Source organism: Peristeroidobacter agariperforans, from assembly GCF_004138335.1.
Classification (GTDB): Bacteria; Pseudomonadota; Gammaproteobacteria; order Steroidobacterales; family Steroidobacteraceae; genus Steroidobacter; species Steroidobacter agariperforans.
The window spans coordinates 829,764-845,979 of the sequence record NZ_RYFW01000001.1 but is presented as its reverse complement, the minus strand read 5'-3'; the positions used below and the strand labels follow the sequence as shown (position 1 = coordinate 845,979).

Sequence of the window (16,216 nt, the reverse complement as noted above, 5' to 3'; positions counted from 1 at the left end):
CCGGACATGGCGGCTATACTGGCCGCCATGTCCCCCCGCCCCACGAGACTGTCTGCCGGCGTGGTTGTGATTCGTGAGACTCACGAGGGCTGGCTTTACCTGTTATTGCGGGCCTACAACCACTGGGACTTTCCCAAAGGCATGGTCGAGGCGGGCGAAGAGCCGCTGGCCGCCGCCATCCGCGAAGTGCGCGAAGAGACCCTGATCGTCGACTTGGACTTCGCATGGGGTGAGGTCTACATCCAGACCAACCCGTACAGCCGCGGCAAGGTCGCCCGCTATTACCTCGCCAAAACTCCCACCGTCGAAGTATCGCTGCCCGTGATCGAAGCGCTCGGCCGCGCCGAGCACAACGAGTTTCGTTGGGTCGACAAGGCGCAAGCGTTGCGATTGGTTTCTCCCCGCGTTGCCCCCATTGTCGAATGGGCGGCCGGCTACATCGAGCCGCGCCAGACCGCCTTGGATATGGGTGAGGCTTCCGTATAGATGGGCGATAAACAAGCCAAAGAAAAACAAGTAGTGGTCGTGGGCGCCGGTTTCGCCGGCCTGAATGCCGCGAAGCGCCTGGGCAATGTCGCTGGCATCGCTGTCACGGTGATCGATCGCGAGAATCATCACCTCTTCCAGCCGCTGTTGTATCAAGTCGCCATGGCCGCACTCAGTCCGGCCGACATCGCCGTTCCCATCCGCAGCCTGCTCGCCAGATATCGCAACATCCGCGTGTTGAAGGCGACGGCGCAGAGCGTCGACACCGCGAATCGCAAAGTCGTCACCGACGTTGGCGATGTTCCCTACGATTACCTGGTGCTCGGCTGCGGCGCCCAGCACGCATATTTCGGCCATGAAGAGTGGGAGCCGCACGCACCCGGGCTCAAGTCGCTGCCGCAGGCTACCGAGATACGGCGGCGAGTGCTCGAAGCATTCGAGATCGCGGAACGCGAGACACATCCCGAAGAGCGGCGGCGACAGCTCACCTTCATCGTCATTGGCGGCGGCCCGACCGGCGTCGAACTGGCGGGCGCCATCGGTGAGATGAGTCGCTTCACGCTGGCTCGCGACTTTCGCAGCATCGATCCGCGTCAAACGCGCGTGATCCTGGTCGAGGCTGGTCCCAGAATTCTCACATCCTTCGATGACAAGCTCGCCGCGCGAGCGATGCGCGACCTGGAGTCGCTAGGCGTGCAAGTGTGGACAGGTGCGCGCGTGACGAATGTGACCGCCGAGGGCGTGGTCATCGGCAATGACAAGATAGCGGCTGCGACGGTCCTTTGGGCGGCCGGCGTGCGAGCGGCCGATCTCGGCCGCACATTGGGCGTGCCGCTCGATCCCGCAGGTCGCGTGTTCACCGGGCCGGACCTGACCATCGAAGGTCATCCCGAAATTTTTGCGACCGGCGACATGTCGAGTCGCGCCGGCCCCAATGGTCGACCGCTGCCAGGGGTCGCGCTGGTCGCCATGCAGGAAGGCATCTACGCGGCGGACCTGATCAGGAAAGAAGTTCGCAGCGGCCCGCAAACGCCGCGTCCCGCGTTCGAGTACGTCGACCTCGGACAGATGGCGACGATCGGACGCAGTCGTGCAATCAGCGAGTTTCGTGGCTGGAAACTAACCGGCGTGCCGGCGTGGTGGTTCTGGCTGGTGGTGCACATCTACCGATTGAGCGGCTTCCGCAACCGCCTGTCGGTACTGATCCAATGGGCGTGGTCGTATATGACGTTCGGGCGCGGCGCGCGCTTGATCGTCGCCAAGGACTGGCAGTCGTACCCGGATCAGAGCCCGGTCAATCCCGGAAGTTCTTGAACTGCAGCGGCATGTCGAGCTTGGCGCCGCGCGCCAGTCGAATCACTTCCTGCAGATCGTCGCGACTCTTGCCGGTGACGCGCACCTGCTTGTCCTGAATCGCCGCCTGCACCTTCAGTTTTGAATCCTTGATCAGGCGCTGCAGCTTCTTGCCCAGCTCGCTTTCGATACCCTCGCGCAAGGTGACGACCTGGTGCGCCGTCTGCCCGAGCACGACGGGGTCTTCGACCTTGGTGCAGGCGACATCGATGCCGCGCTTGGACAATTTCAGCATCAGGATGTCGAGCATCTGCTTGAGCTGAAACTCCGCTTTCGCGTGCAACGTGACGACCAGCTCCTTCAGCTCGAATCTGGCATCCGTACCCTTGAAGTCGAAACGCTGGCCGACTTCGCGATTGGCCTGGTCGACGGCATTGCTCACTTCGTGGGCATCGAGCTCGGAAACGATATCGAACGATGGCATGGCGGTACTTCAGCGGCTGACGAGAGGCGCGGCGGGCTGCAGGTCGATGCGACAGCCCATGGCGCTGCTGGTGAGCGCGGCCTCGATGACCCGGATTGTGTCATACGCCTGTCCGGCTGACACCGGAACCGGTTTGTCGTGTTCGATGGCCTCTCGCATCTCTTCGTAGAACGAGAGCCAGCGGCCGGTCTCGGGTGTGATGACCTCGCGCCGTCCCGCTGCACCTTGCACGAGCGTGCCCCACTGCTCGGTGGGCTCGCCGCCGAAGAAGTGCTCGTCGGGCTCGACGCCCGCTTTCAGCTGCTCTTCCTGCTGATCGAGGCCGGCCTTCAGGAACGAAGCCTCCGATCCGTTGACGCGATATCGATAGCCGCCGTCGGCGCACATCAAACTCACGCCGAGCGTCATGCGCAGCGAGCCCTGGCCCATCAGGATTTCGAAGCCATCCACGGTGACGCTGTTCGGGCGCTGGCTGAAAACATTGGCGTACAACCACTCGGGCTGGCCGAACAGCATCAATGTCTGGTCGATCAGGTGCGTGCCCAGGTCATAGAGGATGCCGTTGCCGGGCTCGTCTCGATCTTTCCACTTGTCGGTGACCTGCGGCCGGAACCGATCCCAGCGCGCATGAAAGGAATTGATCTTGCCCAGACGCCCTTGCTCGATGAGCTTTTTGATCGTCAGGAAGTCGCTATCCCAGCGGCGGTTCTGGAACACCGACAGCTTGCGCCGGTATTGCGTCGCCAGTTGTTCCAGTTCGCTGACTTCTGCGGTGGTGGGTGCAAGCGGCTTGTCCACGACGACATGTTTACCGGCGCGCAAAGCCGCAGCCGCGTGCGGCACGTGCAGTGGACTCGGCGACGCAATCGCGACCAGGTCGATGTCTTTGCGGGCGAGCAGGTCATCGGCGCTTGCGAGCACGTCAACGTCGCCGAGATATTCCTGGGCTGGCGCGGGTTTACTGGTCACGACTGCCGCGATGTGAAAGCCCGCAGCCCGCAACAGCGGCGCATGAAAATACCGACCCGCAACGCCAAACCCGATGATGCCTGCTCGTAGTGCCATGTCGTTATACTGCCGCCATGCCGGCCCTGTTGTCACGAACCCTGCTGGACAGCCCGATGGTCCGCATCCGCGACGTGCAATGCTTTGCGTGTCGCGGCCGGCACCGGGGTGTCGCTGAATGCGATTCGGTCAGCCACATCGTCATTCCTTACCGTGGCAGTTTCGTGCGTCGTGTCGGTGCGCGTGCGTCGCACGCCGATGTCAATCAGGCGTTGTTCTTCAATTCGGCCGAAGAGTATCGGATCGATCATCTCGCCGACGACGGCGACGCTTGCGTGTCGCTGCAGGTCGCCGCTGATGTTCTGGAGGAACTTGCTGGTGAGGGGGTGTCCGTACGCTCTGGCACGGTGGGTTTCTCCGAGACACAACGACGCATCGCGCCCGAATTGCAGTTGCAGGTCTCGAGATTGCGCTACTCATCCGCTAATCCGCTGTTTGCGGAGGAGTTGGCGTTGAGTGTCGTGCGTCAGGTCGCGTGTGGGTCGCGCCGTGCTCAGCGCCGTACGCCCGCCTCGAGTCGACTGATAGATCGCGCCAAACAAGCCTTGCACAGTCAGCCGCAGCGTCGCTGGTCGTTGAGCGAGATAGCGCGCCACGTCGGTGCTTCGCCGGTGCATCTGACGCAAACCTTCAGTAGCGGCGAAGGCGTGCCGCTGTACCGATATCAAACTCAGCTGCGTCTGGGCCTGGCGCTGCATCGACTTGACGAGGCGCACGATCTCGCCGGTCTGGCGCTGGATCTTGGATTCTCCAGCCATAGTCAGTTCAGCGCCGCGTTCACGAAGATGTATGGCGTCGCACCCTCGCGCCATCAGTCGCAACTCCTTAAGAATCGAACAGCGCGCCGTTGATCCCGGCAGTACATTGACGCTCTCACCGGGCTGGAGGGAGCGGTCGTGTCCATTTCACGTTCATTTATTTATCCATCGCTGCTGGCCGCCGCCGGCACTGTGGCGGGCAGCGGCGCGGCTGCTTCATCGCAATCGGGTTTCGTGCCGGCGCTCGTCGCAAACACGAGGCATGAGTCCATCCCCGCCGAAATGGACATCTACGCGCCGTTCCTCGGCGATTGGAACATTACGGGAACCGAGTATCGGGAGCCGGGCAAGGCGACGCCGGTCACCATGGTGGTGAACTTCTCGCGGGCGTTGGAAGGTCGCGCGATTCAAGACGTGTGGAGCTGGCCGCTCGACAGCAAGCTGCCGATCGCCGGCGCGAATCGAGCCTGTGGCACGACGTTCCGCGTCTACGATCCGCTCCAGAAAATCTGGCACGTCACGTGGATCGATCCGGTGAAGCGAGCGAGAGTGCAGCTCGCCGCCAAAAAGGTTGGGTCGGACATCGTGCAGATCGGCGCAAACGACAGCGATCAGCCGCGACGCTGGACCTTTACCGATATCACTGCCGACAGCTTCACCTGGCGCGGCGAATTCTCGGAAGACCGCGGCAACACCTGGCATCTCAATGCCGAGTACTTCGCGAAGCGGCGTTAGCCGTTCATGCCGATCGCGACCAGGATCACAGCGAACATGGTCAACACGAAGATGATCATGATGCTCAGCAGGAACAGCCGCACCCAGGCGCCGAAGCGCGAGACCCCATAGGCGCCACGCAACTGCTTATAAAGGTGCAGCGGGGGCACGATGCCAATCGCCGTGCCCCAGATCCACGCGCTCACGCCCAGGTCGTACAGGAGCGTGACGGCGACGGCGAACAGCATCATGAAGCTGATCGAGTAGGTGACGAAGATGGCGTGGTCGTAGGCGTGAATGTCCCGCCGCCAGAAGAACAGCAGCCACATGAACGGCACGCTGAGCGGAATCAGCGCCCATGAAAACTTGTAGCCGGTGGTCTTGAGCTTGTAAGCCAGCAGCGCGGGATTGTTGCTGGCCTGCTCGATCGCACTCTTCAGCCGACCTTCGGTGCTATCGATTTTCTCGGCGACGCCTGGCGCCTGCGCCGCGTCTGCTTTGGCCTCGCTCCTGGCGTTCGCTTCCTGCTCCTGCGCGAACTTCACGATCTCCTGCCAGTCGCCTTTGATCATGGCTTGATTGGCCTGGCGCGTCGCCATCAAGGCGGCGATGTGATCCTCGATTTTCTTGCGCTCCGCGGCGTTCGGCTCGGTTGCCGCAAGCTGTTCACGGGCCGCCTCGATCTGTTCATCGAGTCGTTCGATGTTGTCCTCGACGTTTTCCTTGAACTGGCTGGCAACGCCCAACGGATCGCCGACGCTCGCGTCCTCGGCCAGGAAGTCGCCGGTGAATGGAATCACCGCGAACATCAGGAACACGACGAACAGAAACAGCGCCATCGGCGAGACGAACTTGGCGCGTTCGCCGTCGATGTAGCGGCGTGTGAGGCGGCCCGGAAAAAACAGCAGCTCCGGAATGGTGTGCCAGACTTTGCCTTCGAAATGGAACACACCGTGCAGGATGTCGTGGCCCAGCGAGATCAGGCTGCGGTGCACGTGAGTGGCCTGCCCGCAATTGGAGCAGTAGGCGCCGCTGACGGTCGCGCCACAGTTACGGCACTGGCCGTGGCGGTGGTCTTTCGCTTCACCCGCGGCAGGCTCGACGGCCCGCGCGATCACGCCGCCAGTGATGACATCCGCCGCTACTTCGCTGTGTCCTTCCATGGAGGTAAAAATATCAGCTGCTCTATTGCGTTGTAAAAGTCATTCCTGACTTTTACAACGCCTCGCTTACGAAAGGCGTGGTTTTCACAGCGCTCGACGGGCCGTCCATGGCCCGGCATCTGCGTTAGCTAAGTCTTGTCGGTTCCGAACCGTACTCTGCCATCCACCAGCGTGCTCAGCACCCTGGCCCGCGTGAGCTGTTCCGGTGCGCAACTCGTCAGGTCGGTATCCAGGATGGTGAGATCGGCCAGATAGCCCGGCGCAATCAGGCCCAGCCGGTCTTCCTGGTAGCCGGCATAGGCGTTAGTCGTTGTATACGCGGTCAACGCTTCCTGCACCGTGATCTTCTGTTCCGGCACCCAGCCGCTTGGGTTCGCACCGTCAATGGTTTGTCGGAGCACCGCCGCGCCGACGCCGAGCAGCGGATCGATCGGCGCCACCGGCCAATCCGACCCGAACGTGACCTTGGCCTTGGCATCGAGCAGCGAGCGAACCGCCCACGCCGTGTGCAGACGTTCCGGACCCAGCGGCTTGATGGCCCAGCGACCGTCATCGATGGCGTGATAAGGCTGCATCGACGCGATAATGTTCATCTTCGCAAAGCGCGGCACATCGCTCGCTAGCAAGTGTTGAGCGTGCTCGATGCGGAAGCGCCGATCCCGCGCGCCGTTCCTGGCGATGGTTTCCTCGAACATGCCGAGCACTTTGTCATTGCCTTCGTCGCCGATGGCGTGCACGGCGATGTGCAGACCGGCTGCATCGGCGCCCAGGATCAATTCGCGCAGCTTTTCCGGTGGCGTGCGATAAATGCCGTGATTCGACGGGTCGTCTGCATACGGCTCCTGGAACACGGCGGTTCGCGATCCCAAGGAGCCATCGACCAAACCTTTCAGCGCGCCCCAGCGCACCCAGTCATCGCCCCGGCCTTCGGCCTTGACCAGCGCGTCGAGCTTGCGCCATTCCTCCAGCGGCACGAAGGAGTAAAAGCGCATGCCGATTTTGTCCGCCTGGCGCAGCCGACGCAGCGACTCGTGCGTGACCCAATCGAGCTCGGTGACGTGAACCTGAGTGACGCCTTTCGATAGCGCGTGCGCGGAGCCGACGCCAATCGCGGCGTCGATGTCAGCAGCGCTCGGCGCCGGAATCGCGGCCTTCAACAGGTCCATCGCCTCGTCTTTGATCAAACCCGTCGGCTCGCCCTTCTCGTCGCGAACGATCAAACCTCCTTCGGGATCGGGCGTGTTGCGATCGATGCGGGCGAGTTGCAGCGCGAGCGAATTCAACAACGCGACGTGTTGATCCAAACGCACGACCGCCACGGGTGTGTTCGGCGTGACCGCGTCGATCCACTGACGCGACGGCAACTCGCCGCCCCACATCTGCTCGTCCCAGTTGCCGCCTTGCAGCCACTGTCCAGGTCGCAGCGCCTTCGCGGACCCGGCGATGCGGTCGATGAATTCTTGTTTGGTCTTCGCCGTGCGCAGCTGCGGCGAGCTGAGCCCGAAGGAAGCCCGCAGGAAATGCGTGTGATTGTCCATGAAGCCGGGCATGACGAATGCCCCCTTCAGATCGACGACGCGCGCGCTCCGGCCTGCAAGCTTGCGCACTCGCTCGTTGTCTCCGACTACCGCAACCCGGTTGCCCGAGAGGCCGATCGCATTGGCGAGCGGCACGTCGCGCTGGCCGGTCCACACCTTCGCATTCACGTAAGCGACGTCGAGCGGACGCTCGGCGGCGAGCAGGTGGCGGCCGGCGAGCATTGTCCCCATGCCGGCCAGCATTTCGCGTCGATTGATCAAAGCACGTCTCCAGGCTGCGGCTGGCCATCGATGCCGATGGAGCGGGCCACCGTGGGATTGCGAAGTTTGCGATAGGCCAGCGTCGGAGAATCGAGCTGCGCCAGCGTCAGGCGCAGCTTACGAGTATCGCGGTCGAACAGGCGCGCGGGATTGCATCGAGGCGAACTGTTCCACGGTCTGTCACGCACCGGCAATAGCTTTCAGCCCAGCTATGCATAAATAACCTCGGCGGCATGGCGGCTGCCGGGGGTGGCCACCGTATGCTTTCGGCCATGATTTCACTCCTGGCAGGCACGAGAATTCTGGAGCTGAGGGCTTTGTTCATGCGCGAGCCGCGGCGCGTGAGCATGATGGCTCAGTAAAAGGGGAGACGATGGCGCGCAGTCGATGGCTGGTGCGGGCACTGCTGGTCGCTGGAGCATTGCACCTAGGTGCTTGCGGCCAGCAGCAAGAGCCGGCGAAACAAGCCGCTCCCGAAGCGTCCAACGGACGAGTCGACCAGGCGCGTGTCGTTTCCCCTGAGAGCGAGGCGCAAAACTGGCTCACGACCGGGCGCACATTTTCCGAAGAGCGCTTCTCGCCGCTCGAGCAGATCAACACCAGCAACGTCCAGCAGCTCGGCTTCGCCTGGCAATATGACCTGCAAACCGAGCGTGGCTTGGAGGCGACGCCGGTCGTCGTTGACGGCGTGCTGTTCGCGAGCAGCAACTGGAGCAAGGTATATGCGCTCGACGCCCGCACCGGGCGTGAGCTGTGGGCGTTCGACCCCAAGGTGCCAGGCGAATGGGCGCGCAACGCATGTTGTGACGTCGTCAATCGCGGGGTCGCCGTGTGGCACGGGAAAGTTTACGTGGGCACCCTCGATGGCCGACTGATTGCGCTCGATGCCAACACCGGCAAGCAGCTGTGGAGCGAGGACACCTTCATCGATCGTTCGCGCTCGTACACGATTACCGGCGCGCCCCGTATTGCTGGCGGCAAGGTGATCATCGGCAATGGCGGCGGTGAGTTCGGCGTGCGTGGGTACATTACCGCCTATGACGCGGAGAGCGGCGCGCAGGCGTGGCGCTTCTTCACTGTGCCGGGCGATCCAAAGCTACCGTTCGAACATCCCGAGCTCGAAGCCGCAGCGAAGACGTGGGATCCGAACAGTCGATGGGAAGCAGGCGGCGGCGGCACGGCGTGGGACTCGATGGCCTACGATCCGCAGCTCAACCTGCTGTACGTCGGCACGGGCAACGCAAGTCCGTTCCCACAATCGGTGCGCAGCCCCAAAGGCGGCGACAATCTTTATCTCAGCTCCATTCTCGCCATCGATCCGCAGACCGGCCGATTGGCGTGGCACTATCAGACCACACCGGGCGAGTCGTGGGATTACACGGCCGTTCAACACATCATCCTGACTGAGCTCCAGATCGGCGGTGCGCAGCGCAAGGTGTTGTTGCAGGCGCCGAAGAACGGCTTTTTCTATGTGCTGGATCGCGCCACCGGCGAGCTGCTGTCGGCAGAAAAATATGTCGACGTGAACTGGGCGAGTCATGTCGATCTGAAAACCGGTCGTCCGGTGCCGACCGGGCAGGGCGATTACTCGAAACAGCCGAAGCGCGTCGCGCCGGGTCCGTTCGGCGGCCACAACTGGCAGCCGATGGCGTTCAGTCCCAAGACCGGCCTGGTTTACATTCCGACGCTGGATCGAACGGCGTACTACGCGGTCGATCCTGAGTACAAATATATTCCCCGCCGTTCATTCAACACCGGACGTGACTTCACTGCAGCTTATGTGGCGCAAGTCCGCGATGGCGCCGAGATGACGCGCAAGGGCGCGCTGAAGGCGTGGGATCCGATCACGCAGCGTGAGGTCTGGCGCGTCGACTATCCGTGGTTCTACAACGGCGGCCTGCTGGCGACCGCTGGCAACCTGGTGTTCCAAGGCACCACGGATGGATATTTGAAGGCGTACACCGCCGACACGGGCAAGCTTGCAGCGGAAGTTTTCGTCGGTACGAGCATCATGGCCGCGCCGGCGAGCTACGCCGTCGACGGCGAGCAATACATTGCTGTTCTCGCCGGTTACGGCGGCGCGCAGCTCGATGAGTATCTGGAAGGCTCCGCTGCTCGCAAGTATGGAAATGCAGGCCGCATCGTTGCGTTCAAGCTGGGTGGCGGCAAGGTGCCGGTGCCGCCGGAGAAAGACTGGAATACAAACATTCCGCCGTTACCCGAGCGCATGCAGGCCGATGCGGCGACATTGGACAGTGGCGCGCTGCTGTTTGGACAGCATTGTGGTGTGTGTCACTCGCTCAGCGACGAACCCGGCGGTTATCCGAATCTATTGCGGCTGGCGCGGGGTAAGCACGCGATCTTCGAGGAGATCGTTCTGCGCGGCGCGTTGGCCGGTCGCGGCATGGCGAGCTTCTCGAATGAGATCAGCGAAGCCGATGCGCACGCGATTCACGCGTACCTGATCGATAAGGCGTACGAGGCTAACGCCAAGCGCTAGCCCGAGGTTGATGGCGCCGGCTCCGCCAGCAGCTGCTCGATGAGGCCGCGGAATTCGGCGACGTATTCCTCGTAGTGTTTGCCGGTCGCGGGCCCGGAGAAGCCGACATGGATGTCCCGCACCGTGCCGGCCCGGTCCACGACGATCGTGGTGGGATAACCATAAATGCCGGTCAGCGTAGGCAATGCCTTGCTGGCTTCGTCAGTGTCGGAGACGCCGGCGATCAATGTCGTGAATTCAATGCCCAGATCCTTGCGGTAGCCTTGCACGGCCTGCGCGGCCCGATCGAACTCGCCGTGGCGTTCGAACATGAGCGCCACGATCTCCACACCCTTGGGTCGGTACTCCGCGTAGAACGGCACCAGGAACACGGCCTCGTCGTGACAATTCGGGCACCAGCTGCCGCCGAGCGTTACCACGACCACCTTGTTACGAAACTTTTCGTCGTGGAGCGAGACTTCGTTGCCGTCCAGATCGCGGAAGGTGAAGTCGAAGCGCGATTTCTCATCCCTCAGCTGCGTGTTCGGTCCCTTGCCTTCGAGCGTGACGTCGTCGTTGCGTCGGGCCTTTACCGTCGAGTGCGACGCCAGCCCCTGCCACATCTCGCCTTCGAGCTCGCCCTTCCCGTTCACTTTCACTTTGTACAGATATGCAAGTCCGCCGGCGAAGGTGGATAGCTGCGCTGCCTCGCCGTGCACCTGGCCTTCCAGGAAGCGGTGATCGCCCGTCGGCGTCATTACCGTGCCGGTGATGCGATCGTGTTGTTGCTCGAGGATTGCGACCGCGGGACTGCTCTTGCCCTCGCTGGTCAACGTCATTTCCCAGCGGCCGGAGAGATCGGCGTTGTCGGTCAGCGGCTCTTTATAGAAACGATACGTTGCTGCGCCCGGGTCCTGGCGCTGGGCGTGGAAAGGAATGACTTGTTCCTTGCTCCGGTCCTTGATGAGCGTGACGCTGCCCTCGAGCCGGTCGCGATACATGCGCGCGTGCAAGGAATTCTCGTAACCAGGAAACACGGCGCTCAGCTCGCCGTCGGTCAGCGTCACATTGTCGACGCGCGTGCGCTCGGCGGCATTTTCTAAGTACAAAACGAAGCGGTCGTTTTCTTTGCGGACTTCCAGGCCGAACGGCGCCTCGCCACCGGGCAGCGCGAGCGTCGCGCGATAGTCGCCTGTCTGTGGTTCATCTACAGGCCTGCCGCAGGCCGCAATGGTGACGAGCAAGCCCGCTAGAACCGGGCGCGATATCGATCTTTGAGCTGAATTCCAAGCCGCTGCGTACATGCACTGCTCCGTATCGGTAAGGGGCAGTGTCGGGCGTCTGCCTGCGGACTGCAACAACCTCTCGTCAGCACACTTGACACGAAAATAACAGTAGCCCTGAGGGCGCGGAACCGCGCTGACGAATGGCGCGTTTTCGGACCACTGAATCCAACGCATACCCGTGGAGGAGATATGAGAACCCCGATTTTCCGGGCCGGACTGCCGATGGTCGGATTGCTAGCCGCCGGCGTGCTCGCGGGTTGCGCAAGTGTTTCCGATGTGACGAGGGAACGGGTCGCCCGCAGCGAAACGTCGGTTCAACAAGCGCAGCAGGCGGTGGGCCGCTCGGAAGCTGGCGCCCTCGAGTTGCAGCGTGCCAAGGACAATCTTGAGCAGGCCAAAGCGGCCCTGAGCAAGAAGGAAAGCACCAAGGCCGAACGCCATGCGCAGCTCGCGCAGCTCGACTCGGAATTGGCCGTGTCGAAGTCACAAAGCGCAGCAGCCCGCAAGGCAGCCGATGAGCTGACGGCGAGCATTCAACAATTGCGGCAGGAAATCTCGCGCGGCACTGTGGCCAGCGAGCAGTAATGGTGGACAGCAGACTTCCAACCACCGGAGAAAGGATCATGAACCGTTCATACCATGTGTTGTTGACAGCTGCTCTCGCAGGTCTGCTGGCCGCGTGTAGCTCGACGCCGGAGCGCATCGAAGATTTGGAGGTGGCGCGCGCTGTCGTGCCGCAGGTGGAAGCGTCGCCGCGAGCGGGTATTGCTGCGAGCAACGTTTCCGAAGCACGCAAGGCGCTGGACCGCGCCAATAAGATGGCCGACGAAGGCAAAAAGGTCGGCGATATCGAATACGAAGCGCAGATAGCGGCGCGTAATGCACAGATCGCCAACGAGAAGATCCTGGCGGCGCAGGCCCGCGAGGAGATCGACAAGGGCAATGCCGAGCGTCAGACCGTTCTCGCCGAGGCGCGTGAAGCGCAGGCGCGGGCCGCTGAACGCCGCGCCAGCACGTTGGAGCAGGAGCTCGCCGACATGCGTGCGCGCAAGACCGATCGAGGCATGGTGCTCACGTTGGGTGACGTACTGTTCGATACGGGCAAAGCAACATTGAAGCCGGGCGCGTATGGCACGATAGATCGCCTTGCCAACGTATTGAAGGAGTCGCCGGATCGGAAAGTGATGATAGAAGGTCATACCGACAGCACCGGCTCCGAGGAATTGAACCAAGCTCTGTCTGAGCGTCGCGCCGCAGCCGTGCAGACGGCGCTACTGGAACGCGGCGTGTTGGCAAATCAAATCACTGCGGTGGGTAAGGGCATGGCCTTTCCGATCGCGAGTAACGATGACCCGGGTGGTCGCCAGCGTAACCGCCGCGTCGAAATGATCTTTACGGACAACAAATCGCAGGTGGCTTCGGACGTGAATTAGTCGACCGAATGACGAGGTCATCAACTGTCTTGTCGTAGCCTCCTCCGCCGGTGGGCGGAGGAGGCTTTTTGCTGTCTACATCTGTCTCAAGGGAGCAGTCATGAATGTACGCATTGTCGTTGCCGATGAACGTCAGGCGAGCTTTTACGACGCCGTGACACCCAAGTCACCGTTGACCGAGCGAGCTTCGCTGCACAATGAAAGGACCGGCAAACGAGACATTGAATTGGAGACCGACCGCCCGGGCCGGCGCTTCGGCGGCACTGGCGGTTCCAACCACGGCGTCGGTGGAGTCGAAGGCCATCACCACGGCGTCACGGGCGAGAAGAGCACTGTACTGCACGAGCTGACCATGTTTGCTAAGGAAGTGGCGCGGAAGATCGAGACAGATCGCGCGCGAAATGAGTTCGATCGGTTGGTGCTGATGGCGGGGCCGAAGATGCTCGGCCTGTTGCGCCAGTCCTTGTCCGGCCCGACGCAGTCGATGCTGGCGGGGGAGATCTCGAAAGATATTTTGCGGCACGGGCCGGATGTGATTCTGAAGGCGGTGCCGATCGAGGCGTTTGAAAGGTATCGGATGCAATAGACGTTCAGTGGCTCGCGTCTGCCGGGAAGGGGGTGTCTCCTTCCCGACAGCCGCCGATACAACGGCTGTAGTGTTTGCGCGAAGAACCAGATCAGTTGCTGATTCTCTGCCGCGGTGTCGCTCAGTTTGGCACCCATAGCAAGGCGACCGTGCGTACGTCGATGTCGGTCTTGCGTGGCTTCACTGATGTTTGCTCGATGGTCACTGTGGCCGGGTCGAGCTCGCTGCGGAGGCGGCTGACTTCGGCTTCCAGCTCGTTCTGCATTTCCGTGAGCCGCTGCTGAATCGCTTCGCGGTTTTCCTCCGCGCGATCTATATCACCACTCTCCTTGCTCAACCGGCCGGCGCTGCGAGCGGCACTGCCGACTCTTTGCGCATTACCGGCGCTGATGGCTTTGCGGCCGAGCAGCGCGCCCAAGATCGAGGTGCCGACCGAGATTGCCGTCTGCACCTTGTGCTGTGACAAATCGGAACGTTCGCGGTCGACTCGCTCATCCGCACGTCGCAACTGATCCTGGAGCGTCGCCAGCTTCGGCGCATATTTCTTTCGCAGCTTCTCGATCTCCGCGTCGCGCTTCTCGCGAAGGGCGAGGCTGAGTTTGGCGCGGAAGTCGCCTTCGCTCGTGCCCGGTGCAACGGATTGGCCGACTGAGGGGCAGTGGAAGATGGGTAGCGTCGAGCTCGAGTACAGATGGCTGACCAGTTCTTTCTGCCACGAGCGATAGTTCTGAGCACGCAGCAACGCGGCTGGAGCCTCAGCGTATCGCGCATTGTGAGGCGGCTCCTGCGAGAGATCCTTTTGCACATCGCCGCCGGAGCCGACATCCGCCTGCGACCAGTCGACGTGGGATTCGCTGTCATCCAGCGGCGCAATGAGCGAACGGGTTTCCCACACATCGAGGCCCGCGGCTTTGTCGACGAAGTGCAAACGAGCGATGCCGAGAACGCGAGGCAAGTACGTTGCATCGGCCTGCGATGTTTCGAGATAGAGCTCGTCGACCCCGGCTGGGATGACGGGCTTGTCTGAGATGCTCTGTGATGCTCGGCCTGTCGCCGCAGCAGCAGGAATAATTTTTCGTCCTGCCGCCTGGACCGGAGCTGCAGAGGGAGAAGTCGTGGTTACGCCAGGCGTCGGACGCGACAGCTTCGCAATCTCCTGCAACGTCAGCGGACCGCGGAGGTAGGACAGCGTCCATCGCGTCCGGAACAACACAGGTGCGGCATCGTGCACGTTGCGCATCAGGAACACGCGGTTGCCCAGATTCGCGAGCAGCTTTTCCAACTGCGCCTTGTCCAATCCTTCGCCGGCGGCGCCGAGTAATCCATCGATCACGCGCGCCTTGTCACGCTGCGTCTGCAAGCGCCCGATGAACCACGTGCCGGCATTCGACAAACCTTTGTAATCCAGATCGACCGGATTCTGCGTCGCCAGCACGACACCCAATCCAAACGCACGTGCCTGCTTCATCAATGTGAGCAGCGGCAACTTCGACGGCGGCATCGCGCTTGGCGGGAAGTAACCAAATATCTCATCCATGTATAGCATCGCGCGCAAGCTCGACGTGCCCGACTGACGGCGCATCCATGCCACGATCTCACCTAGCAGCAACGTCACCACGAACATGCGCTCGGTATCGCCGAGATGCGCGATCGAGATCACCGAGATCCGCGGTTTGCCATCGGCCGTGAACAACAAGCGCTGCACATCGAGCGGCTCGCCCTTCATCCAGGCGGCGAAGCTGGGCGAGGCGATCAGATTGTTCAGCGACATGGCCAGCTGCATGCGCTCTTTGGCGGGATAGAAGGTGTCGAGGTCGAACACGCCGACCTTGTCGAACGGCGGCTTTTGAATGCCCTGAATCAGCGCGGCCAATGACAGGTCGCGGCCGGCCGTCCAGGCCTGGTCGAACAAGCTGGACAGCAGGATGTGCCCGCGACTTTGCAGCGGATCGGCCTCGATGCCAGCCAAGCCGAGCAATCCACCAACTGTTGCACTGACACGCTCGCGCAAGGCGCCGGCGTCGAGGCGGTGCTCTTCGGGCGGTGCTGCAAACGACTGTAGGACAGAGAGCGGACGACCCGCCTCGCTGCCGGGCGTGTAGATCGCAATGTCCACGGCATCGCGGAATCGAGCGATGCGAGCGCCGTCCTGCGCCCAGTCGGCCAAGCCCTTGCGCCAGGTTTCCGCCGTCTTGGTTGCCGCTTCATCCGGATTGAGCCCTTGCCGGGCCGCGGCGCCGGCATCGATCCAGGGCGCGAAATCCTCGGGTCGCAGCGAAGGAAAGCTCAACAGCAGGTTGCCGAGGTCGCCTTTGGGATCGATGGCGATCGCCGGCACCCCATCGATGGCCGCTTCCTCGAGCAACGACAGGCATAACCCGGTCTTGCCGCTGCCGGTCATGCCCACGCAGACCGCGTGAGTGGTCAGATCGCGCGAGTCGTAGAGCAGCAAGTCGGGACGGTCCGCGTCGCGCTCCGCGTCGTATTCGCGGCCCAGATAGAAGGAGCCGAGGGCTTCGTAAGAGGGAAGGGTCGCCATGGAAAAAATTGCTCGTTGCAAGGACGGCGGCTAAGAACTTTTAGCGATGACGCAGCGTCGTTCGCTTCTGACGTTATAACCGTTTTGTAACCCGTCGATTACTGACCTTATCACTGCTGGCCGGTAAGCTC

The 16,216-nt window shown here is 62.2% G+C and carries 15 protein-coding genes; 8 read left to right on the top strand and 7 right to left on the bottom strand.

What is annotated here, in order from left to right; all coding sequences use genetic code 11:
• Window positions 1-6: 6 nt before the first annotated feature.
• Window positions 7-486 carry an NUDIX domain-containing protein gene (locus EK373_RS03660; protein WP_198683051.1) on the top strand — a complete coding sequence of 160 codons (480 nt, stop codon included), beginning with the start codon at window positions 7-9 and terminating at the stop codon, window positions 484-486.
• Window positions 487-1,800, top strand: a complete 1,314-nt coding sequence (locus EK373_RS03655; protein ID WP_129641375.1) for an NAD(P)/FAD-dependent oxidoreductase — start codon at window positions 487-489, stop codon at window positions 1,798-1,800. It begins immediately after the preceding gene.
• Here the strand turns inward: EK373_RS03655 and EK373_RS03650 are convergent.
• Both EK373_RS03650 and EK373_RS03645 read right to left on the bottom strand, forming a co-directional pair.
• Complete coding sequence (locus tag EK373_RS03650) at window positions 1,781-2,263, bottom strand: YajQ family cyclic di-GMP-binding protein (protein WP_129641374.1); 483 nt, start codon at window positions 2,261-2,263, stop codon at window positions 1,781-1,783. The genes EK373_RS03655 and EK373_RS03650 overlap by 20 nt on opposite strands.
• Window positions 2,264-2,272: 9 nt before the next feature.
• Complete coding sequence (locus EK373_RS03645; protein ID WP_129641373.1) at window positions 2,273-3,328, bottom strand: Gfo/Idh/MocA family oxidoreductase; 1,056 nt, start codon at window positions 3,326-3,328, stop codon at window positions 2,273-2,275.
• A 17-nt stretch (window positions 3,329-3,345) separates the two neighbouring features.
• On the opposite strand from EK373_RS03645, the gene EK373_RS03640 reads away from it, so the two are divergent.
• The gene (locus tag EK373_RS03640) at window positions 3,346-4,179 is read left to right on the top strand and encodes a helix-turn-helix domain-containing protein (protein WP_129641372.1); all 834 of its coding nucleotides are present in this window, start codon (window positions 3,346-3,348) and stop codon (window positions 4,177-4,179) included.
• Window positions 4,180-4,224: 45 nt separating this feature from the next.
• Window positions 4,225-4,821 carry a hypothetical protein gene (locus tag EK373_RS03635; RefSeq protein ID WP_129641371.1) on the top strand — a complete coding sequence of 199 codons (597 nt, stop codon included), beginning with the start codon at window positions 4,225-4,227 and terminating at the stop codon, window positions 4,819-4,821.
• On the opposite strand, the gene EK373_RS03630 is transcribed toward EK373_RS03635, so the two are convergent.
• The 3 genes from EK373_RS03630 to EK373_RS03620 all read right to left on the bottom strand — a co-directional run bounded on the left by EK373_RS03630 (window position 4,818) and on the right by EK373_RS03620 (window position 7,950).
• Window positions 4,818-5,963 (bottom strand): DUF3667 domain-containing protein, encoded by a 1,146-nt coding sequence (locus EK373_RS03630; RefSeq protein ID WP_129641370.1) that lies wholly within the window; start codon window positions 5,961-5,963, stop codon window positions 4,818-4,820. The genes EK373_RS03635 and EK373_RS03630 overlap by 4 nt on opposite strands.
• A gap of 128 nt (window positions 5,964-6,091) precedes the next feature.
• Window positions 6,092-7,762 carry an amidohydrolase gene (locus tag EK373_RS03625; protein WP_198683050.1) on the bottom strand — a complete coding sequence of 557 codons (1,671 nt, stop codon included), beginning with the start codon at window positions 7,760-7,762 and terminating at the stop codon, window positions 6,092-6,094.
• Entirely contained in the window at window positions 7,759-7,950 is a 192-nt protein-coding gene (locus EK373_RS03620; protein WP_129641369.1) for a hypothetical protein, read from the bottom strand. The genes EK373_RS03625 and EK373_RS03620 overlap by 4 nt, the downstream gene beginning before the upstream one ends.
• 185 nt (window positions 7,951-8,135) lie before the next feature.
• Between EK373_RS03620 and EK373_RS03615 the strand changes: the two genes are divergently transcribed.
• Window positions 8,136-10,262: a PQQ-dependent dehydrogenase, methanol/ethanol family gene (locus EK373_RS03615; RefSeq protein ID WP_129641368.1), complete on the top strand. Its 2,127-nt coding sequence runs from the start codon at window positions 8,136-8,138 to the stop codon at window positions 10,260-10,262.
• Here the strand turns inward: EK373_RS03615 and EK373_RS03610 are convergent.
• The gene (locus tag EK373_RS03610; RefSeq protein WP_157994202.1) at window positions 10,259-11,545 is read right to left on the bottom strand and encodes a peroxiredoxin family protein; all 1,287 of its coding nucleotides are present in this window, start codon (window positions 11,543-11,545) and stop codon (window positions 10,259-10,261) included. The two genes, EK373_RS03615 and EK373_RS03610, sit on opposite strands and share 4 nt — an antisense overlap.
• Before the next feature lie 171 nt (window positions 11,546-11,716).
• On the opposite strand from EK373_RS03610, the gene EK373_RS03605 reads away from it, so the two are divergent.
• The 3 genes from EK373_RS03605 to EK373_RS03595 all read left to right on the top strand — a co-directional run bounded on the left by EK373_RS03605 (window position 11,717) and on the right by EK373_RS03595 (window position 13,546).
• Complete coding sequence (locus EK373_RS03605) at window positions 11,717-12,112, top strand: DUF4398 domain-containing protein (RefSeq protein ID WP_129641366.1); 396 nt, start codon at window positions 11,717-11,719, stop codon at window positions 12,110-12,112.
• A 38-nt stretch (window positions 12,113-12,150) separates the two neighbouring features.
• On the top strand, window positions 12,151-12,960 hold the full coding sequence (locus EK373_RS03600) for an OmpA family protein (RefSeq protein WP_198683049.1): 810 nt from the start codon (window positions 12,151-12,153) through the stop codon (window positions 12,958-12,960).
• A 100-nt stretch (window positions 12,961-13,060) separates the two neighbouring features.
• The gene (locus EK373_RS03595) at window positions 13,061-13,546 is read left to right on the top strand and encodes a host attachment protein (RefSeq protein WP_129641364.1); all 486 of its coding nucleotides are present in this window, start codon (window positions 13,061-13,063) and stop codon (window positions 13,544-13,546) included.
• 121 nt (window positions 13,547-13,667) lie between these two features.
• Here EK373_RS03595 and EK373_RS03590 read toward each other — a convergent pair whose 3' ends face one another.
• The gene (locus tag EK373_RS03590) at window positions 13,668-16,085 is read right to left on the bottom strand and encodes an ATP-binding protein (protein ID WP_129641363.1); all 2,418 of its coding nucleotides are present in this window, start codon (window positions 16,083-16,085) and stop codon (window positions 13,668-13,670) included.
• Window positions 16,086-16,216: the final 131 nt, after the last annotated feature.